The organism is Kribbella antibiotica (assembly GCF_004349055.1).
Classification (GTDB): Bacteria; Actinomycetota; Actinomycetes; order Propionibacteriales; family Kribbellaceae; genus Kribbella; species Kribbella antibiotica.
The window spans coordinates 19487-39691 of record NZ_SMKX01000046.1 but is presented as its reverse complement, the minus strand read 5'-3'; the positions used below and the strand labels follow the sequence as shown (position 1 = coordinate 39691).

At 67.5% G+C, this 20205-nt stretch carries 12 protein-coding genes; 6 read left to right on the top strand and 6 right to left on the bottom strand.

Annotated elements, in window-relative coordinates; genetic code table 11:
* Positions 1-9 precede the first annotated feature (9 nt).
* Both E1263_RS17830 and E1263_RS17825 read left to right on the top strand, forming a co-directional pair.
* Complete coding sequence (locus E1263_RS17830; RefSeq protein ID WP_202868939.1) at positions 10-1230, top strand: lactate racemase domain-containing protein; 1221 nt, start codon at positions 10-12, stop codon at positions 1228-1230.
* 41 nt (positions 1231-1271) lie between these two features.
* Positions 1272-2723 (top strand): flavin-containing monooxygenase, encoded by a 1452-nt coding sequence (locus E1263_RS17825; RefSeq protein ID WP_132168717.1) that lies wholly within the window; start codon positions 1272-1274, stop codon positions 2721-2723.
* Between the two features lie 240 nt (positions 2724-2963).
* Here E1263_RS17825 and E1263_RS17820 read toward each other — a convergent pair whose 3' ends face one another.
* On the bottom strand, positions 2964-4337 hold the full coding sequence (locus E1263_RS17820) for a cystathionine beta-synthase (protein ID WP_132168715.1): 1374 nt from the start codon (positions 4335-4337) through the stop codon (positions 2964-2966).
* Positions 4338-4414: 77 nt separating this feature from the next.
* On the opposite strand from E1263_RS17820, the gene E1263_RS17815 reads away from it, so the two are divergent.
* The 3 genes from E1263_RS17815 to E1263_RS17805 all read left to right on the top strand — a co-directional run bounded on the left by E1263_RS17815 (position 4415) and on the right by E1263_RS17805 (position 6646).
* The gene (locus E1263_RS17815) at positions 4415-5437 is read left to right on the top strand and encodes an SGNH/GDSL hydrolase family protein (protein WP_132168713.1); all 1023 of its coding nucleotides are present in this window, start codon (positions 4415-4417) and stop codon (positions 5435-5437) included.
* A gap of 113 nt (positions 5438-5550) precedes the next feature.
* Entirely contained in the window at positions 5551-6309 is a 759-nt protein-coding gene (bglS, locus tag E1263_RS17810; RefSeq protein ID WP_132168711.1) for a beta-glucanase, read from the top strand.
* A gap of 106 nt (positions 6310-6415) precedes the next feature.
* Positions 6416-6646 carry a DUF4287 domain-containing protein gene (locus E1263_RS17805; protein WP_132168709.1) on the top strand — a complete coding sequence of 77 codons (231 nt, stop codon included), beginning with the start codon at positions 6416-6418 and terminating at the stop codon, positions 6644-6646.
* Between the two features lie 84 nt (positions 6647-6730).
* Here E1263_RS17805 and E1263_RS17800 read toward each other — a convergent pair whose 3' ends face one another.
* The 4 genes from E1263_RS17800 to E1263_RS17785 form a co-directional block, all read right to left on the bottom strand.
* On the bottom strand, positions 6731-7855 hold the full coding sequence (locus E1263_RS17800) for a VOC family protein (protein WP_132168707.1): 1125 nt from the start codon (positions 7853-7855) through the stop codon (positions 6731-6733).
* Positions 7856-7961: 106 nt separating this feature from the next.
* Positions 7962-8789: a Bax inhibitor-1/YccA family protein gene (locus E1263_RS17795; RefSeq protein ID WP_132168705.1), complete on the bottom strand. Its 828-nt coding sequence runs from the start codon at positions 8787-8789 to the stop codon at positions 7962-7964.
* A 118-nt stretch (positions 8790-8907) separates the two neighbouring features.
* Positions 8908-9474 (bottom strand): hypothetical protein, encoded by a 567-nt coding sequence (locus tag E1263_RS17790; protein ID WP_132168703.1) that lies wholly within the window; start codon positions 9472-9474, stop codon positions 8908-8910.
* 223 nt (positions 9475-9697) lie between these two features.
* Positions 9698-10426, bottom strand: a complete 729-nt coding sequence (locus E1263_RS17785; protein ID WP_132168701.1) for a DUF4118 domain-containing protein — start codon at positions 10424-10426, stop codon at positions 9698-9700.
* A 105-nt stretch (positions 10427-10531) separates the two neighbouring features.
* Between E1263_RS17785 and E1263_RS43295 the strand changes: the two genes are divergently transcribed.
* Complete coding sequence (locus tag E1263_RS43295) at positions 10532-11689, top strand: GNAT family N-acetyltransferase (protein WP_132168699.1); 1158 nt, start codon at positions 10532-10534, stop codon at positions 11687-11689.
* On the opposite strand, the gene E1263_RS17775 is transcribed toward E1263_RS43295, so the two are convergent.
* Complete coding sequence (locus tag E1263_RS17775; RefSeq protein WP_132168697.1) at positions 11686-20190, bottom strand: LamG domain-containing protein; 8505 nt, start codon at positions 20188-20190, stop codon at positions 11686-11688. The genes E1263_RS43295 and E1263_RS17775 overlap by 4 nt on opposite strands.
* Positions 20191-20205: the final 15 nt, after the last annotated feature.

The window sequence follows — 20205 nt, the reverse complement described above, 5'->3', positions numbered from 1 at the left end:
GTCTGGGCTGTGAGCATCATCGGCGGCCCAGGTCAGGTCCTCAGCGAGGACGAGGTGACGACGTTCATCGGTGACGCCTTGGCCGGCGCCGGGCTGGAGGGGCGCAGCGTCTGCGTGATCGTCCCCGACGCCACCCGCAGTTGCCCGCTCCCGCTACTGATCCGAGCGGTCCATCAAAGCCTGAAGGACCGCGTCAGCAAGCTCACCATCTTGATTGCCCTCGGCACCCATGCCGAGATGACGCCCGACGAGCTCCACAAACACCTCGGTGCCGAGTACGACGGGGTGATCAACCACGAGTGGTGGAAGCCCGAGACCTTCGCCGACCTCGGCACGATCAGCGCCGACCGCGTCCGTGAGATCTCCGGCGGACTGCTGGACGACGAGGTCCCGGTCCGCCTCAACAGGGCAGTCGTGGAGCACGATGTCGCGCTGGTCGTCGGCCCGGTCTTCCCGCATGAGGTCGTCGGTTTCTCCGGCGGCAACAAGTACTTCTTTCCCGGTGTCGCCGGCCAAGAGGTCATCGACGTCTCGCACTGGCTCGGCGCCCTGATCACCAGCGCCAGCATCATCGGCACCCTCGGCGTCACCCCGGTGCGCGCCCTCATCAACGAGGCCGCCGCGCTCATCCCCGCCGAGAAACTGGCGCTCGCTGTGGTCGCCCAGTCCGGCACGAACGCCCTGCATGCAGTTGCCTTCGGCAACACCGTCGAGGCTTGGCAGGAGGCGGCCCAGGTCTCCGCCCAAACCCACGTGACCTACCTCGACAGACCCGTACGGCGGGTTGTCTCGGTCATGCCCGAGAAGTACGCCGACATCTGGACCGCCGCCAAGGGCTTCTACAAGCTCGAGCCGGTCGTCGCCGACGGCGGCGAGGTCATCCTCTACGCCCCGCACGTGCAGCAGATCGCCGCGATGCACCCCGAGATCGAGGAGATCGGCTACCACTGCCGCGACTACTTCCTCGGCCAGTGGGAGAAGTTCCGCGACCTCCACTGGGGCGTCCTCGCGCACTCGACCCACCTCCGCGGCGCCGGCACCTGGGACCCGATCAACGGCGAGCAGCTCCGCGTCCAGGTCACGCTCGCCACCGGCATCCCCGAAGACGTCGTCCGCCGGGCCAACCTCAACTACCTCGACCCGGCCACGATCAACCTCGCCGACTACGAGGCCGACCCCGACACCCTCGTCGTACCGAATGCCGGCGAAGTTCTGCACCGCCTGAAGTAGGCGGTTCCCAGGAGAGTGACTCGCCGGTAACCTCTGGGCGTATGACAGAGGTCGTGATCATCGGATCCGGGTTCGCCGGGTTGTGCATGGGGATCAAGCTGAAGCAGTCCGGGTGCGAGGACTTCGTCATCCTGGAGAAGGCCGACCGCCTCGGCGGCACCTGGCGGGACAACACCTATCCCGGCTGCGCGTGCGACGTACCGTCGTACTTGTACTCGTATTCCTTCGAGCAGAATCCGCACTGGTCCAGGATGTTCGCGCCCTGGGAGGAGATCCTCGCCTACCTCGAACGCTGCGCCGAGAAGTACGGGATCGCCGACAAGATCCGGTACGGCGCCGAGGTCACCGAGGCCGCGTTCGACGAGACCAGCGGCGAGTGGACGGTCACGGTCAACGGCGGCGAGACGATCGAGACGCAGGCCCTGGTGACCGGCGTTGGCAGTCTGCAGCGCCCCAAGTGGCCGGAGATCGCGGGCCTCGACTCCTTCGCCGGTACGACGTTCCACTCGGCGCAGTGGGATCATTCCCACGACCTGGCCGGTCGCCGGGTCGCAGTGATCGGCACCGGGGCGTCGGCGATCCAGTTCGTCCCGCAGATCGCCAAGCAGGTCGGGCAGCTGGACGTCTACCAGCGCAACGCCCCCTGGATCACGTCGAAGCCGGACCGCACGATCGGCGCTCTCGAACGCCGTCTGCACCAGCGCTTCCCGGCCGCGCAACGCACGATCCGGAACGCGATCTACTGGGGCCTGGAGGTTCGGGGCGCCGGCTTCGCGGGGAACCCGAAGTTGATGAAGGGCCTTGAAATACAGGCGAAACAGCATCTCAAGAAGCAGGTCACGGACCCCGACTTGCGTGCGCGACTGACCCCGAACTACCAGATCGGCTGCAAGCGACTGCTGATCTCCAACGACTACTATCCGACCTTCAGCCGGTCGAACGTGGAGCTGGTGACCACGTCGATCAGCCGGGTCACCGAGAACGCCGTGGTCACCGCGGACGGGATCGAGCGGCCGTGCGACACGATCGTGGTCGGTACTGGTTTCGATGTCGGCGCGGGCCTGACCCGGATGCCGATCCTGGGCAAGGACGGGGTCGACCTGTCCGAGCACTGGAAGCGCGACGGGATCAGCGCGCACCTGGGGATCACCGCCGCCGGCTACCCGAACCTGTTCTTCTTGACCGGCCCGAACACCGGGCTCGGACACACCTCGATGGTCTTCATGATCGAGGCCCAGGTCCGGTACGTGATGCAGGCGCTGGATCTGCTCCGGACCAGGCGGGCGACGTACCTCGAGGTTCGCGCCGACGCGCAGCGCGAGTTCGTCGACGATATCCAGGACGAGCTGCGGGAAACCGTCTGGGAGTCCGGCTGCACGAGCTGGTACCACGACGATGCGGGGCGGAACTCGGTCGTGTGGCCGGAGTTCAGCGTCTCGTACTGGCGCCGGACCCGGAAGCTCGATCCGTCGGACTTCGTGCTCGTGAAGTAGGGGGAACCCGCACTCCGGAAGGATGAGCCCTCAGGGTCGGGCATACGACCTAGGGATGAAGCGAAGACCGGTCTTGGGACCGATGTCCGCAAGGGCGATCTGAAGGAACCTTGAGTTATGGAAATCCTTCAGATCGCCGGAGCAGCAGCCATCGTCATCGGCATCATCGTGATGGCCCTGATCGCCATCGTGCCTGCTGTCGTAGACCGTTAAATCCAAGTCCTCCCCGGCCAGGGGAGGTCAGTCGGCGGACAAGTGGACCAGCAGGTCCTGCCGGGTCAGTACGCCCACCGGCTTGCCGTCGTCCAGCACCATCAGGGCGTCCCGATCCTCGAGTAGCTCGACCGCCTTCGTGACGGCCTCGCCGGCACCCAGGGACGGCAACGCCGGGTCCATGTGCTGCTCGACCATGTCGGCCAGCCGCGCCTTGCCGGAGTACAACGCGTCCATCAGCGTCCGCTCCGACACCGCGCCGGCCACCTCGGCCGCCATCACCGGTGGCTCCGCGCGGACCACCGGCATCTGAGAGACGCCGTACTCGCGCAGGATCGCGACCGCTTCGGCGATCGTCTCGTGCGGGTGGGTGTGCACCAGCGGCGGCAGGTTGCCGTCCTTGCAGCTGAGCACGTCGCCGAGCGTGGTGCCCTGGCGGTTGTGCGCGAGGAACCCGTACTGCGCCAGCCAGTCGTCGTTGAAGACCTTCGTCAGATAACCGCGGCCACCGTCGGGCAGCAGCACGACGATCACGGCGTCGGGGTCGTCGATCTCGTGCGCCAGCCGGATCGCCGCGGCGGCCGCCATACCGGCGGAGCCGCCGACGAGCATGGCCTCTTCGCGGGCGAGCCGACGGGTGAGCGAGAACGAGTCCGCGTCCGAGACCTCGATGATCCGGTCGCAGATGTCCTTGTCGTAGGTCTCCGGCCAGAAGTCCTCACCGACACCCTCGACCAGGTACGGCCGGCCGGAGCCGCCGGAGTAGACCGAGCCCTCGGGGTCGGCGCCGATGATCTGGACGCGACCGCCGGAGACCTCCTTGAGGTACTTACCGGTGCCGCTGATGGTGCCGCCGGTGCCGACGCCCGCCACGAAGTGCGTGATCTTTCCCTCGGTCTGCTCCCACAGCTCGGGACCAGTCGTCTCGTAGTGCGAGCGCGGGTTGTTCACGTTGGCGTACTGGTTCGGCTTCCAGGCGCCCTCGATCTCGCGGACCAGGCGGTCGGAGACGTTGTAGTACGAGTCCGGGTGCTCCGGCGCCACGGCGGTCGGGCAGACCACGACCTCGGCGCCGTACGCCTTCAGGACGTTGCGCTTGTCCTCACTGACCTTGTCCGGGCAGACGAAGACGCACTTGTAGCCCTTCTGCTGGGCAACCATCGCGAGGCCGACGCCGGTGTTCCCGGAGGTCGGCTCGACGATCGTGCCGCCCGGCTTGAGCTCGCCGGAGGCCTCCGCGGCCTCGATCATCCGGACCGCGATCCGGTCCTTCACCGAGCCACCGGGGTTGAAGTACTCGACCTTGGCCAGGACGAGTGGTTTCGCCCCGTCCGTGGTCTTGGTCAGCCTGACCAGCGGGGTGTTGCCGACCAGGTCCAGGAGAGATTCTGCGTAGCGCACAACTTCAGAGTAGCGATCGTCGTGTCGTTTCCACTATTTCGCTTGCTTGTGGGTGACAGCGTGTAATTCTTGTACTCATGAGTAAAGGCAAAGCCAGGGCGGCCCGCAGGCTCGCCCAGGCCGCGGCCTTCGGGGGCGGGGGACTCGGACTCATCGGTGCCACGTTGTACGGCGTACTGACCGCAGAGGCCGAGTACGCCAAGCGCGTGATCGGCCCGATGCGTTACTACCCCACTCCGGGGAGCGGTCTGTTCGGCAGATACCCAGGACTTCCGATCACGTTCGCCATGCTCGGCGACTCCAGCGCGGCCGGTTACGGCACCGACTCACCCGACGAGACCCCTGGCGTGATCCTCGCCTCGGGGCTCACCGACCTGGCCGAGCGCCCGGTCCGGCTGGTCGACGTCACCAAGACCGGCGCCAAGTCGACCGACCTGGCCCAGCAGGTCGACGCCGCACTGCAGGCCGGGCCGCATGTCGCGGTCATCATGATCGGCGCGAACGACATCAAGGCGCAGATGTCGCCGTCGGTCTCGGTCCGCCTGTTGTCCGCGGCAGTCCGGCGACTGCGCGCGGCGAACTGTGAGGTCGTCGTCGGAACCTGCCCGGACCTGGGCGTCGTGCCGACGATGATGCCGCCGCTGCGGCAGTTCGCCCGTGCCTGGAGTCTCCGGCTCGCCGCCGCGCAGACGATCGCCGTGGTCGAGGCCGGCGGGCGGACGGTGTCACTCGGCTCAATGCTCGGACCGGCCTTCAAGGCCGACCCGACGATGTGGGGCCGGGACAACTTCCACCCCTCCGCCATCGGGTACGCCGCTGCCTCGGCCGCGCTCCTGCCTTCCGTGGCCGCTGCCATGGGGGTCGGTCCGGAGTCGTTCGTGCCCCCCGAGTCGTTCCGCGGCGAAGCGATCCTTCCGATCGCGGAGGCCGCCGTACAGGCTGCCAAGACGGCCGGGACCGAGGTCGCGGCGACCGAGGTGGCCGGGCGCGAGCGCGGTCCGCGGGGTCGTTGGGCGGCGCTGCGGCATCGCCGCCGGCACCCGAAGGCCGAGGTCGACCGGGTCGAGACCACCGAGGACACCGACGCCGTACCGGTGTGAGATCCAGCCTGTTGATTAACCCCTGAATCAAGTTCCGGAACCGGCGGACCGTTGACTGGGAGCGCTTCCAGTTCCACGGTGGAGCCCCGCCCCACCATTCCGGAGGTTCGCCCATGAAAAGGTTCCGCCCCGCCTTGCTCGCGCTGGCCGCGCTCACGCTGCTGAGCGCCGTACTGGCTCCCGCCCAGGCTGCCACCACCGCCATCGGCGGCAGCTTCACCGACAACTTCGACGGGTTCAACACCGGCCGCTGGCACAAGGCCGACGGCTGGACCAACGGAAGTATGTTCAACGCCGGCTGGCGTGCTGACCACGTCTGGTTCAGCGGCGGCGTGATGGGCCTCAATCTGGATACCGCGAACTGTCCTGGTGGATGTTCGGGGCGTCCGTACGCGTCCGGTGAGTACCGCACCAACGACTTGTTCTCCTACGGCCGGTTCGAGACCCGAATGAAGGCGGTCAAGGCATCTGGCACGGTGACGTCGATGTTCACCTACACCGGCCCGAGCGACGGCCAGCCCTGGGACGAGATCGATGTCGAGATCCTCGGCAAGAACACCACCCAGATGCAGACCAACTACTTCACCAACGGCACCGGCGGGCACGAGAAGATCATCAACCTCGGCTTCGACGCCGCGGCCGGCTACCACGACTACGCGATCGAGTGGTGGAACCAGGGCACGATCAACTGGTTCGTCGACGGGCGACTTGTGCACCAGGAGAACGGATCGCGCGGCGCGCTGCCGACGCGCCCGATGCGGATGATGCTGAACCTCTGGCCCGGTGTCGGTGTCGACGGCTGGCTCGGCCCGTTCAACTACTCGGGACAGCTGACCGCTACGTACGACTGGGCGCGCTACACCAAGTACTGAGGCGCCGTCTCCTGATATAGGACTTTCACGAAGAACCCCTTGCCTGTAGGCGTCTTCGTGGTGCACAGTCGATGTAACGCGATACCCCGATCAACGGGAGGCGACGATGGGCTTGAACCACTCCGAGGAAACGCACCAGCGTTTGGTGGAGAAGGTGCCCAAATGCACCGGACGCGGTATGACGGAATGGTTCCAGCTGATGAACGACGGACCGTCGTTCCTGCGCTTCGACGACCGAGTGCGATGGCTCTCCAGCGAGTACGAACTCGCGCATGGGCACGCAACCGCCATCGTCCATGAGTACGACCTCGTCAAAGCACACCGGCGAATGAGCTGACAGCCGAACAGGAGAAGAGATTCTCGGAAGGCCTGCCCCTACAGGTGGAGGGGCGGGCCTTTCCTGTTCTGCACAACCTGTTGCCTACAAGGGTTTCTGAGCCACCAGCTCCAGCTCGTTGCCTTCAGGATCGGCGATCGAGCAACGATCCGGTAGCTCGTGGCGAATGCGCCCACCGGCCTGCAGCGCTTGCTCGATGCGGGCCGGCAATTGGTCGTGCGCGATGTCGAGCTCGAGCCGAATCCTGTTGCGCTGCTGGCGTCGCTCCGTCTCACCCGCATCCGACTGCTGAAAGATGAACCCAGGATTGAGCCGCCGCGGGTCGTAACTGTCCGAGCCCTCGGCATAACCAAGCGCACTGATCCAGAACCCCTTCACAGCCGGTACGTCGACTGCCGCGAGCCCTAGTTGCACAAAGCGAAGCAGTTCCGGCTCCGCAGTGAGCCCAAGCGCGCGAGCCGCAGCTTGAACCTGCACGGCCAGTTCGAGGAAGGCGGATCCGCCTGCCTCCCAAGCATCTTTGCCGTGATCGATCAGGACACCTTGAGCCCGAACGTCCAGCATCAACGCGATCCCGGCCGCATCGGCCAACTCAGCCACTGCGGTCACCAGCTGCACCGCCTGCGCTGCTGAGGTCGTCGGATAGAAAGTCATTGCCGCAAACAACGTTCGCCAGTCCGAGGCCTCCGGCGCGAGCACGTCGCCCGGCACTAGATCCAGCTCGTTACCCTCACTGTCCGGGAGCATCACACCCCAAGGACCCGTCGGCTGCCGACCCGCCCGGACCGTCTCAACCACACCCTCCGGCCGCACCACATCGAGGTGGAACCGATCCCGCAGCGGCCGCACCTCCGCGCTCTCCAGCACCACGACCTCCGGATCCCGGTGGAACGGATCCCGGCCTTCGTAGCCGAACCCCTCATGCCAAAACTGCCGAACGCTCGGCACATCCACGGCGTCGAACACGATCCGCATCTCCTGCAACGCCGCCGGATCGCCCGGCACCGCAGCCAGCGCCGAAATGCCCTCGGTGTCGTCCTCGAGAGCCACCCGGACCCGCACTCCGCTAGGCCGCACATCCACAGCAGGCAACGGCCCTGCCGCGGCAATCCGTCGTACCAGCTCTGCTGAGGCCGTCAGCGAAGGCTGCTCGAACCAGGCCGCCGCCCGCTGCCCGATGACCCGCCATCCACCCGCTTCGTCAACCATGGCATCACCGTAGACCCGGTTGCGGACACTTTGCGTCCGGTTCCGGAACGGCCGAAGGGCCGACTCTGGTGAGCCGGCCCTTCGGATTGCGTTGTCGTGCTGGTGCTTAGTCGCCACCGCGGAGGATGGCGAGGATGCGCAGCATGTTCCAGTACAGCCAGACCAGCGTGACGGTCAGGCCGAAGGCCGCGCGCCAGGCCTCGTTCTGCGGGGCGCCGGCGCGGACGCCCTGCTCCACCATGTCGAAGTCGAGGATCAGGTTGAAGACCGCCAGGCCGACACCGAGCGCCGCGAACAGCAGGCCCATCGGGCCCATCCCGCTGATTCCCGTGCTGAACCCGAGCAGTCCGAGCACGAAGTTGACCAGCAGCACCCCGGCGAAGCCCATCGTCGCGAGGATGACCATCTTCTGGAACTTCGGTGTCACCTTGATGGCGAAGTACTTGTACGCCCCCAGCGTCAGGCCCGCCGTCACCAGCGTGGCCAGGATCGCCTGCACGACGATCGCCGAGTCACCACCGGTCCAAGCGACGATGACCTTGCTGCCGACGCCGAGGAAGACACCCTCGAACGCGGCGTAGACCATCACCAGCACGGGGTTGATCTTGCGTGAGAACGACAGCACCATCGCGATCGCGAAGGCCAGCAGCGCACCGCCGAGGAACGCCGGCAGGACGAGGTGGTCCGGCACCCTGTTCCACGCGATGGCGCCGACCACGGCTACCACACCCAGCGTGATCGCCGTCTTGACGATGACGTCGTCCAGCGTCATCGGGCGGCTACCGGCCGGTGCGCCCTGGTACTGCTGGGGCGGCACACCCGGACCGCCGTACTGACCGGGCTGCTGACCGTACGGAGCGGCCCCCGGATAAGCCTGGCCATGGCCAGGCGCGAACGCACTCGACCGGTTCAGGACCGGGTTACTGCTCTGCATGAGATTCCTCCTGGAGACCCACATCTGGAGTCGTATCGAAATACTACGGTCCCACCCTTAACAACATCTGAGAATCCGGCTCCTGTTCCCCAACCGAAACCCCAACCCTGCAACAAATTCAATCGGCCACCGATGTAGTTCTGGTGCCGACCCAGCGCATCCGTTGCCCACCCCGGGGCGGAGCACCGTTCAGCACCCACAGAATCCGCTGTCCGATGCTCAGCTTGCAGGCCAGATGTTCCAGTCCCGAGCGCATCACCACCGGTCCAAGGATCGGCAGCAGCCGCTCATCGACCCGGCGTGTCAGCGACCGGTGGTAGGCCCACAAGATCGCCGTCATCACCAGACCCAACGCCAGGACCGCCACAACTATGCCGATCGCCCCGAAGTAGTAGGCACCGGCCGCACCGAGAACCGCCCCGGCGATCCAGCCACCGAACTTGAACACCTTGAAGTGCCGCCGCACGCCGAGGCTGGTCGCCACCAGCAGCTGGGCGATCATGAACTCCTGCAGAGCCGAGCACCACTCGGCAACCACCGGCCGCAAAACCAGCACCGCTGCCCCGCTCTTGCGCTCAAGCCGCAGCGGCTGACCCCCACCGGGCTCCCACCGCCCCGACGCCACTGGGCACCCTGTCGCGGCCGCCAACTCCCCCACCCGCACCGCCAGCTCCTGCTCGTTCATCTGCGAATACTCGCGGACGCGGACGGGCGCCGTACAGGGCGTTTCCGGTTGTTGCAGGTCAGCGCAGGCGACGGAGGCGTTCGGTGGCATTGTTCGAGATCCACCGGGGGATCATGCCGCAGACCGGTCTGGACCGCCAGGGCGCGGCTTGGCGCCGTACCTGTATGGGCAGGTACGGCGCTGGCCGGCGGCCGCCCAGGACGTCGTGCTCCCGCAGGCCGAGTCAGTGAGGCTGAGTGATGAGGGCGGTGGCGACTTGGTCGGCAAGAGCTATCGCCACCTGACGTTGTTCGAGGTCGGGGCGGGCGATGTGGGTGGCGGCGGTGAGCAGGAATCGGCCGCGGACCCGGCCGGCGTGCTGGATCGGGAGCTCGATCTCGGCGTTGGTGGGCAGGCCGTCGCGTTCGACCTTGAGCACATGACCGCCGCGGGTGACAGTGCCGTCGGCGTTGAGCTGTGGAGCCGACGTCCGGTTGCTTCCAGCAACGAAACGCACCTTGTCGATCCCCAGTACGACGGTGATTTCCGCGCAGACGTGATCGATCAGGTCCTGCGTGGATCCGCCCTCGGAGACCGCCTGGGACGTCGTGATCACTCCCTCGAGATACCCACGATGCCGGGAAGCGCGAGCTTGTTGCCTTCGGCCCCAGATCGCGATCTCGCTGACCGCGACCCCGATCACCACCAGCAGGATCGTGGTCTCGACGTCATCGCGGTTGTCGATCGTGAATCGGTCGTACGGAACCGTCAGGAAGAAGTCGAACCACACCGCACTCGAGACGGCAGCAACCACACCACCCGACCGGTACCCGAACGCGGCCACCCCGACGATCACCACCGCCAGCACGAGAGCGGCGTTCGCATTGTCAAAGCTGTCCCGCGACAACGCCAGCAACCCACAAACCGCCGGCGGAACCACCAGCGCGACCCCAAGCACCCGATTGCGATTCACAACACCAGTAACCCTCGCGCCCCCACCCCAGTTCAACCCCTCTCACGAACGTCTATCAGCCGTAATCCGGTAGCTCAGCCAGACACCGCGCCCTATCGTGCTGTCATGTACGCGATCCGACCGGCCACCGAAGCCGATGTCACCTTTCTGGTGGACGTAGCCGCAACCGCCAGCCACCCGGACGCCGACTTCGACCGCGACCAGTACGCCGCCTGGACCCGCCGCATGATCGAAGACCTCGCCGGCCCGTCGACCACCAGCGTCATCGAGGTCAACGGCCGACCCGCCGGCCGCCTTCGCGTCGCCCGTACCGCAGCCTCCATCGAGCTCTGCGGCATCCAACTGGCCCCATCGATTCAGAACCAAGGCATCGGTACGGCGATCATCCGCGCCCTGCAGGAGGAAGCCGCTGCTCGCGGTGTCGCTCTCGACCTCGGCGTCGAACGCACCAACCCGAACGCCCGCCGGCTCTACGAGCGCCTCGGCTTCCGCAAGTACGCCGAAGACGACCGCGAGGACAAACTCCGCTGGCGGCACGACATCTGGACCAGCGACGTCGCCGGGCGTTATGACGATCCGGGCGACCGCATGTTCTCCACAGCGCTACTCGACGCGACCACCGCCCGGCTCGCGGAACTCGCCGGCACCGGACGGGCACTGGAATTCGCCATCGGGACCGGCCGAGTCGCCGTACCGCTGGCCGAACGCGGAGTCCCGGTCAGCGGTATCGAGCTCTCCCCACCGATGGTCGAGGTCCTCCGCACGAAGACCGACGAGTCCACCATCCCTGTCACGATCGGCGATATGGCCGCCGTACGGGTGCCTGGTGAGTTCTCGCTCGTCTACCTGGTCTACAACACGATCTCCAACCTGCTCACGCAGGAGGACCAGGTCGCCTGTTTCCGCAACGCCGCCCGGCATCTCTCCCCCGGCGGCCGCTTCGTCATCGAGCTCTGGGTCCCCGAGCTCCGCCGTCTCCCACCGGGCACGCCCGCCACGGTAGGAATCGCCGACCCCGGCTACATCCTTCTCGACACGTACGACGTACTGCATCAGCACGTCACGTCGTACCACTTCACGTTCACCGAGGGCGGCACCGAGGCGCGGCTCGAGCGCTCACCCCACCGCTACATCTGGCCGGCCGAACTCGACCTGATGGCCCAGCTGGCCGGCTTCACGCTGGAGTCCCGGCACGCGGACTGGAGCGGCGGCGAGTTCACCGCCGACTCCCCGTCGCACGTCTCGGTCTACCGGCTGCCTTAAATCTCCGGTGGGATGTGGGTTGAGCCGGACTGGGTGAGTTTCTGGACTGTGTACGCCTCGGCTCGGCCGGGGCGGGTGGAGTCGGTGAAGTGGAAGACGGCGCGGCGGCGGACTACCTCAGTGCGGAGGTCGGCGGGGTTCACTAGTTCCACGCGGTCGGCCTCGGGCGCCCAGGCGAAGCGGACGCACTCCACTGCCGTGTGCGCGCCGGTCGTCTGTTTGCGAAGCAGGGCGTACGCCGCCTCGGTTGCGGGGATGACAGGTGCTTCGACGATGGCAATGTCCAGCTGCACCAGCACTGGTTTCACCGGTCCCTCGTCGACGTGCAGCAGGAGTCGCAAGCGCTCGCCTGGGTTGAACTGCCCCATTGCCAGCAGTGCGAGCTCGTAGAGCTTGCCTGCGGTGAGGAGTCCAGGCCCGCCGGGGAGGTCGCGCGGAGTCTGGTCGAGGTCGATCCTCTGCAGGGTCAGCTTGACCGGCGGGTTCCCGGGCGGAGCCTCGTCCCAGTCGAAGCGCAGTGCCAGCGTGCTGTCGCGGTTGCACTCTCGACGTTCTGCAGAGAGCGTGATGGCCCGCTGCGGGCTGGTCCCTGCCTGCTTCGGGAACTGCACCGAGACGCTGGCATGCGCAGACGGCGAGGCGAGCCGCCGGTTGTACTCCGGGTCCTCGAAGTGCACATGCCGAGGAGAGAGCGGCAGGTACGACGCTCCCGGGTTGGCCACGCGGAGCGGGAACCGCAGCGCGTGGCTGTAGCCGTCGTGGTACGCCGACGCTCCCGTAGGCACAAATTGCGCCTTGATCCGTGCCAGCGCAGTAGCACCAGGCGGTAGTCCAGCGACCAGGTCCCGTGCTCGGGCGCTGCGGGTTGCCGGGGCACCCGGCAGGCCGAACTGCCGGATGAAGAACTTGTCCGTCTCGACGATGTCGACGTCTGGCCCCGGAAGCGGTACGCCGACAGCAGCGAGCTGCTCCCGCAGTTGCGGTGTCAGCACCACTGTTGGCGCGGTGACGTCAGCAAGCGCCACCACCCGCCCAGCAACCGCCAACTCCAGCGTCAGAGCCCAGTCGCGGATCCCAGCCGGCACAGGCTGCCCGGCAAGCAGTGTGAAGCTTCCGTCGACCCGGTAGACGAACGTGAGGACACCGTCCCACTCCACGTCCAGCGCGTCTCGCTCGACCGCTGCCAGCTGCAGCCGCAAGCGCTGGGCAGTCTGTCGATACGTCGGCTCGCTGAACTCGGCCCGGAACGCCTCATCAGCAGGAGACGCCGTCACCAGCGCCGGCCGCTCAGCATCAAAGTGACTCGCCCAGGTCCGCAGCGCGATCTCTTGCCGCTCGTCGCTGTTGGCCGGCAACGGCACCGGCCGTGGAGCCCGATGCTGCACTGGGAGCCCACCGGACAGCAGCCCCAGCCCCTGCGGCCGCGGGTGCTCACCATCCAGTACGACGCCGCTCTGTCGCAGCAGGTGGTTCCGGAGCGTCAGGAACACCCCGGCCCGCGCACCGCTCACCAGATAGCGCAGTCCACCCGGCAAAACCGGCTGCCACCGCGCCAGCCCCGCCGGAATGTTGCCCTGCGGGTGCTCCGGAAGCGCCGGCTGATCGAACAACTCCCCCGTCAGGGCAGGCAGTGGCGGGTTGGGAGGCACTGGCAGCAGACTGCTCACCGCAGGTGCCCGGAACCGCCGTGGCAGTCCAGCCGCCGGCCGGTCCGTGTGCAGTGCGGAGCGGAACTGCACCGCGCGCTGCACCGTCTGCCACCACAACGTCTGTCCAGTCTCGCCAGGCGTGGCCGCTCCGCTGACGCCCTGCTGCCCTTCGGTGTACCGCACACTCATGCGCAGCGCGCTGAGCCCCCATGGCCACCCCGGGTGCTCAGCCAGGTGTATCGGCTGCACTCCGATCGTCTGAGGCGGCGCGAGCTCGAAATCATGAGCGCCCACCGGGATCGCGGCGATATTGCACTGCCCTTCGCGATACCGCAGGTCACCGAGCCCGGGGCGGATGCGGAATAGCCGCTTCGCCAGCGGCGAAGCAGGCGCCACCCGCACCAGAGCAAAGGCGTAGCCAGTTGTCAGCGCCGCCTCCCCCAGGTTGTCGGCGCGAGTGTTGTCACTGATCGTCCGATACCGCAGTACGGCGATCGACGACTCCGGCGCCAGCAACCGCTGCGACTGCACCGCCCAGCTCTGAGCCAGCGCACGCAACTCGTCAGCTGGCTCGTCGGTGCTCCACATGCGGCTCGCCACCGGCTGCAGGCCCGCCGTACCGGGTGCGAGGCAGAGCAGCTCTGCCAGCAGCAGCCGCGGTTCCAGCGGCGACGGGCCACCGGCCGGAATGACAGGGGCCGGCCGCCATTGCAGCCCCAGGTAGGGGCTCACGACCAGATGCAGTGGGCGCGGGTTGTCCACGCCATCGACCGTCAGTGGCGCCGGGATCAACGTCGCCGCGGGATACCGACGGGGCCCCTCCGCTGCAGGCTGGCCAACCAGCCCGCTGCTCGCGATCAGCGCTGCCGCCAGCATCCACCCGTACGGCGGACCACCAGCCGGCGCCACCGTGCTCACGGACTGCGTCAGCAGCAGACTGTCCTCCCGCCACAACAGACCGGCGTACGGCGAGGGGTCTGCCAGTGCAGGCTGGTTGTCGGGCCGAGGCGGGTAGAACGGTCGGCGTGGATCGAACGCTCGCCGCAGTGCGACCGAGCGGCTGAGCCGGGCCGGTGTCTCGGGCAGCGCCGCCAGAATGCTTTGCAGCAAGGTCTCCTGCGGTTCGGTCGGCGGGTTCTGTGCGCGGAACCAGCTCTCCTCCAGAGCCAGCGGGTCGAGCCTGGCAAAGCTATGGCCAACGGCCGTGTCCAGACTCGCAACGGTGACGGTCCGCGCAGCGTTGTCGGCCCAGCCTGACAAAGCGAGTACCAGCGCTGGCAGCGCAGTCGTCGGGGCCGAGGTACGCAACCGCGAGATCAGCAGCACCGGGTCTGTCTGCAACGGGCTCGACGACTGCGCCAAGTCACGGGCAGTGTCTTGCAACCGGCCGACAAAAGGCATGTTCAGCAACAGCCAGCGCGGATCGGTTGGATCACTGGGTGCATAGTCGGCCGGGCTGCTGAGCAACGCTCCCTGGCTTCCGGTCGGGAGGTACTGCAGCGTGGTCGCCACACTCTCGCCGGCCGGCACCTGCTTGATCAGGTGGTTGGCGCTCGCCTCGAGCACCAGAGTGTCTGCAGGTAGCGCATCGAGCGCCCCGGCAGGGCTAGCGGCAGTGCCGGCGAGCAGTGTCGACAGCCCGGTAGCCAGGTAGCCCCCGGTCACGGCGCCGAGCGCACTGACGCCCTCCACTGGGTCGGTGGTCTCAAGACCAGCCATAGCTCGCAAGAGCTGGGCAGCACGCTGAGGCGCCAGCAGCCGCACCTCCTGCACAGCAGTCCAGCGCGTCTCGCGGCCGAGCGTCCCACCGGTGGCGGTCGGAGTCACCTCGACCAACTGGTGCTCAACCACCGCAAGTGGCTGCCAGCTGCGTCCCTGGGCGAAGGTGAACAGCAGCGGGCCGTCCGCACCGGTCAGACTGGTCGCGGGCAACTCGTGCTGGTTCAACAGCACCCGGATCGTATGGCGAAGATGCGTCAGCGGCGGTGGTCCCGCCAACCGCGCCGCCGGCAGCGTGATGCGCGCATTGGCCGCGTCGTAGTTGAGCTGCTGTGGCCACGAGACCAGGTTGGTCGCGGTCAGCATTCCGTTGAGCAGAAAGGTCTCTTGCCACTCTGAGCCCTGCAGCCGCGAGGTGTAACCGACCACCAGGTCACCGGACGACGAGCCGTACAGCTCTGCGTTGTCGGCAGCTCGGTTAGCCCGTGGGTCTTGCAGCGAGTGACCCCAGTGCGCGACGAGCAACGCCTCCACGAACGCACTGGTGAGCTTGAGCTTCGGCACACCATTCGGCTGCACACTGGCCAGGAAGGTCACCGTGGCGAAACCAGGTGCCGCCCGCTCGCTCAGACCGGGCGTCTGCGCGTCCGCCAGCCGCATACCCGGCAGGAACTGCAGTCCCCCAGGCTGAGGCGCCGAGTAGCCGTTCCAGCTGAACTGCAGGGTCGTGTCGTCAGCCAGCGCGGCAGGCGAACCGTCGGGCAGTGCGACGGCGAGGTCGAGATCCCCGAACAGCTTCGCCGTACCGAGGCCGAAGCGATCCGCACCGTGCGCCATCAGGTTCACGTTGATCGTGCTCGTGAAGGCCTCTCCGCGAGCTGCCGAAGGTGCACTGGTCGGGCCCGCCCCGAAGCGCGCAGCAACCTCTTCAGCGCTGAGGGCACGGTTGTAGACGGCGAGCATCCGATAGGTGCCGGTCCAGGCATGGCCGCCGGTGAGCTCGTTGCCGAGGGCAAGCTCGAACTGATCGCTCCACGCGGCCAGGCTGCCGGCCACGGTCTGCTCCGCCTTGAGCTGCCCGTTCTGATAGATCCGCATTCGGCCGTCGGCGGAGCGCGTCAGAGCAAGATGCATCAGGTCGGTGCCGACCGGTCCGGCCGCAGTGACCAGGTCCGGCTCACCCGCCGCATCCGTGCCGTCGGAGCGCACCCACGCACCCATCGTCGACGAGTCGAGGACCACCAGCTTGTGCTGCTGCAGCGTCAGGTTGCGGTGCTGGAGGTCCGGCGCCATGGTGAGGATGGTGAGGTCGCCCCCGCCGATCAGCCCGGCAACCGGCTTCACCCACGCTTCGATGCTGAGCTCGTTACTTGCCTTGACCGCAGCAGTCAGCTTCGTCGCCGCACTGCCGGACCGGACGAATTTCCCACCGGTCAGCGTCAGGCCATCGGGAGTCCAGGTCATGCCCTGCGCCGTGCCACCAGTCAGGTTCAGCGGCGCACCGATTCCAGAGGTGTCACGGACGACAGCCCCGCTCCCCTCCGCGAAGCGGTAGAGCGTCTGCAGCCCGGTCGACGGCCGCCCGACCCGTACGGCGACCGCCAGGTTCAGCGTGTGCTGCCCGCCGGGCAGGTCGAGATTGAGTGCCACCTGCTGGGGCGTGATCGGATCCGAACCAGTTGCCCCAGGCAACGTGAACGGCGGGGTGGTCGGGTTGGGGAAGCTGATCGACGGCAGGTCGACCGCCCACTCGACCTGGAAGAGGTGGAACGACAGCCGCACCTGTTGAACAGTCAGACCGGCCCCACCGGAGGCCAGAGCGATGCCGCCGATCCGCAGTCGCGGCGCATCACCGGCTTCGCCCGCAGTGGTCGCCAGCGGCCACTCCAGGGGCGCCCCGACCAGACTGACGGCGCTCAGGCTCAGCGCCGTACCGGCTCCAGCGAAGGTCAGCCGGACCGCGTTGCTCAGCTCGGTCTGCTCGTCGTCCGAGCCTGCTACTGGCAGCTGCAGCCGTCCGATTACCTCGACCGCGGAGACGCCGTCACCGGCGAACGTCACCCGATCGAGCACCAGTGGAAAGAACTGCAGCCCAAAGAGATCGAGAGCAGGTAGTGGCGCGTCAGGGTCGTCTGCGAACGGCCGCAGGCGCCACTCGTACCCAGTGCGGTGCTCGTATTCCGTACTGCGTGCCTCAGGGTCATTGCTGTCCAGATCGAGCTCGACTGCCTTCGGCGAACGCGCAGCGGCCTTGGTGAACGCAGCTCCCTGAGCCGGCAAGTCCCGGAACCACAGCTGCCAGGTCTCCGCGGCGTGGCCGAGCGTGAGCGGCAGCCGTGTGGTGGTCAGCTGTACGTCGCCTGCCGTCGGATGGCTCAGTGGCGTCCGCATCAGGTTCGGCGCGGTCTGGCTCGCTCCGCGCACCAGTCCACGCTGGTCGGCGTAGCCGTCGGCGCCACTGCGGGCGGCCATACTGCCGGCCGTCAACTGGTACTGCGCCGGATCCGCCGGTGCCCCCGGCGGCAACCGCCGCAACCCGTCCGCGCCGTCGGTGAACTTGCCGTCGATCCCAGTCAGCGCCGCCTCACGCGTAAGCGACAGCGGCGCACTGGCCGCCGGGGCGGCATTGTCCAAAAGCACCTCACCGGGGTACTCGTCCAGGTCGAGGGTGGCCTTGACGGGCCACGTGCGGTTAGACGCCAGGTGCTGCAGCACGGTCTTTCCGGACTGCTGCCCGAACGCAGCCACACTGTCGGCAGCGGCCAGGTTGGCGCGCTCAGCGAGCTGCTGCCAGTGGGCTGCGTAGTCCGCTCGAGTGAGTGGCCGCGGCGGTTCGGGCGCCGCGGTGTCAGGCAGTGGCGAGCTCTCTCGCGGGTCCTTGGGGATCCTGGGCAGCTGTGCGAGCGCCTGCACCTCATCGGTGTAGGGCAGGTCGTAGCGGTACTGAATCGGCAGACCGAGCCCGGCGTCGTTCTGCGGCGAAACGGACTCCGGCCGTGGGTCGAGCACGAGACCCGGCACGGACAACGCTGCCAGGGGCAGGTCGAACAGCTCATCCTCCCCCACCCCCACCCACTCACGAGCAGGGGCGAAGCCACCGGCGTACCGGGGCCAGCCCGCAGCGCCGTCTGCAGTGAACCGCCAGCCGTTCGGCAGATCCACACCGTCCTGCCGTGTCACTGGCAGCTCGAATGGGACGAGCTGCCGACTGGCAATCGGCACGTTGGGTGGGCTGACGCTCTGAGTCAGCGCAAGCGCCTGCACCATCGGCAGGGTCGGATGCCGCCGCCACACGAGCGGTAACGCTGCACCGACTGTGTCCGGCCGCAGCACCCCGCTTGTGACGAGAGACTTCAGGAGCGCGGAGTCAACGCCGTACTGGAAGGCCCAGGCGGCAAGGGCCGCCGAGGGAGCGGGTGTGCTCCGGTAGCCGAAGCTGATCGCGTCGAAGGCGAGTCGGACCAGTGGCGCGAACAGCTCGCGTCCCGTGACCGTGCGCAGCGGCACCGTCGTCAGACCGCCAACCCAGTCGTCGAAATCGGGTAAGGCGTCCTTGGCGGACGGCGCCTCGGTGCTCAGCCAGAACAGGCCGTTGAGCGCCACCTCGGGTGCGTCCAGCTTCAGGTCTACCGACTGCAGCTGGTACTCCGTTCCGTTCGGACCAAGCACCCAGCTTGCAGTGAGGCGCCGGGCGGCAGCGAGCGTCAGACTCCACGGCTGCTCACCAGGAACATGCCCGAGCACCTCCGGGTCGTCGTTGCCGAAGCTGACCGCACCGCGCAATAGGTTGTCCGGAACCTCAGCAGGCTCCGGCCGAGCCACACCAGCATCCAGATAGACCTGCTCGGACAGGTTGGGCAGCGGGAGCTGCGCCCAGCCGTCATCCAGCGGTGTGAACCCCCACAGCACCGCCGGGTCGAGCGGCTGCGACTCACCAGGGGCAGGCTGACTCCACGACGGCTCAGGCTCGTGCAGGGTGGCTCGGAGTCGTCGTGCGGCCTCGTTCGGGTCGAAGGCCAGTGTGGTGGCAGCCAGCGTGGCCTGCTCGTTCCAACTGGTGCCAGCACGAGTGGCCTGGTAGCTCAGGGTGGAGCCGGGCTGGGCAGCACCGGCGGTGACATCCATCCGCAGCTTGGTCCCGTCGACTGCCAGCCGCACGACGGCCGGAGTGATCCGTCCGAGCGTGTCCGGCTGGGCAGCTGGGTCGTAGGGCTGCCGATCGCTCAGCAGCACACTGAACTCGTCGCCCGCAAAGCTGATCGGTCGTGTGCCCGGCTGCTCCGACCAGGGCGCGATCTCCCAGTACAGGCGGGGAACAGCCAGCGGGTTGGCGAGCTCCAACGTGGCCCACTCAGGAGTGGCCGGCGGAACGAGCAGACCGTTCAGTGGGTGCTTCGGATTGAGGAAGCGGTTCAGCCGTCGCCATGAATCGACCAGGGCCGTCCGCTCGCCGTCGGTCAGCCGCTCCACCTCGACAGTCATCCGGAAGCTGCGCACGGACGCTGGGAACACCCGGGCGAGCTGGAACACAGCCTTGACCGGAGCGGTGTCCCACAGCAGCCGGATCTGCCCGTACGCCGAGACTCCGGAGGCATGCACAGACAGGGCCCCGAGCAGTTTGGCCGCACCGGTCCGCCCGGTGATCGGCGCCGTACCGAGTCCCAGGCCGGAGTAGAGCTTCTGAGTCGCGTTGCTCTGCGCGGTCAACGGGTCAAGGACGATCTCACCGCCTAGGCAGGTGAAGGTCGGCAGCTTGCCGGCGATGCTCGTCGGCCAGCCGTCAGCAGGAGCCTGCAGCAGCAACAGGCTCGCGGTACCGGCGGTGATCGCGGCCCGGATCGCCGCTGGGGCCAGCTTGCCGTCCGGCTTCGTCCCGGTGGTGCGCTTCCAGACGTACTGCGGTGTGCTGCCGTCGGTCGGATTGATCGTGACGCTGGTGACCCAGACCAGCGCCAGCAGCGATCCCGGCGCCAGCACGTTGTTGTCGCCGGCTACCTGGCGCGGCGTCGTGTCGACGTACAGCGTGCGGAAGGCGAGGTTGGCGACCGGGTCGGCCAGCTTGATCACCTCGGCCTCAGCCGTCCAGAACGGGCCCGCGATACGCACCTTGGGCAGCTCGGGGAGTTTCGCCATCTCCTGCTCCTGGTC

Coding starts and splice junctions, on each gene's coding strand:
- E1263_RS17775 (WP_132168697.1), bottom strand. CDS start 20,190: ATGGCGAAACTCCCCGAGCTGCCCAAGGTGCGTATCGCGGGCCCGTTC.
- E1263_RS17795 (WP_132168705.1), bottom strand. CDS start 8,789: ATGCAGAGCAGTAACCCGGTCCTGAACCGGTCGAGTGCGTTCGCGCCT.
- bglS (WP_132168711.1), top strand. CDS start 5,551: ATGAAAAGGTTCCGCCCCGCCTTGCTCGCGCTGGCCGCGCTCACGCTG.
- E1263_RS17790 (WP_132168703.1), bottom strand. CDS start 9,474: ATGAACGAGCAGGAGCTGGCGGTGCGGGTGGGGGAGTTGGCGGCCGCG.
- E1263_RS17800 (WP_132168707.1), bottom strand. CDS start 7,855: ATGGTTGACGAAGCGGGTGGATGGCGGGTCATCGGGCAGCGGGCGGCG.
- E1263_RS17805 (WP_132168709.1), top strand. CDS start 6,416: ATGGGCTTGAACCACTCCGAGGAAACGCACCAGCGTTTGGTGGAGAAG.
- E1263_RS17815 (WP_132168713.1), top strand. CDS start 4,415: ATGAGTAAAGGCAAAGCCAGGGCGGCCCGCAGGCTCGCCCAGGCCGCG.
- E1263_RS43295 (WP_132168699.1), top strand. CDS start 10,532: ATGTACGCGATCCGACCGGCCACCGAAGCCGATGTCACCTTTCTGGTG.
- E1263_RS17825 (WP_132168717.1), top strand. CDS start 1,272: ATGACAGAGGTCGTGATCATCGGATCCGGGTTCGCCGGGTTGTGCATG.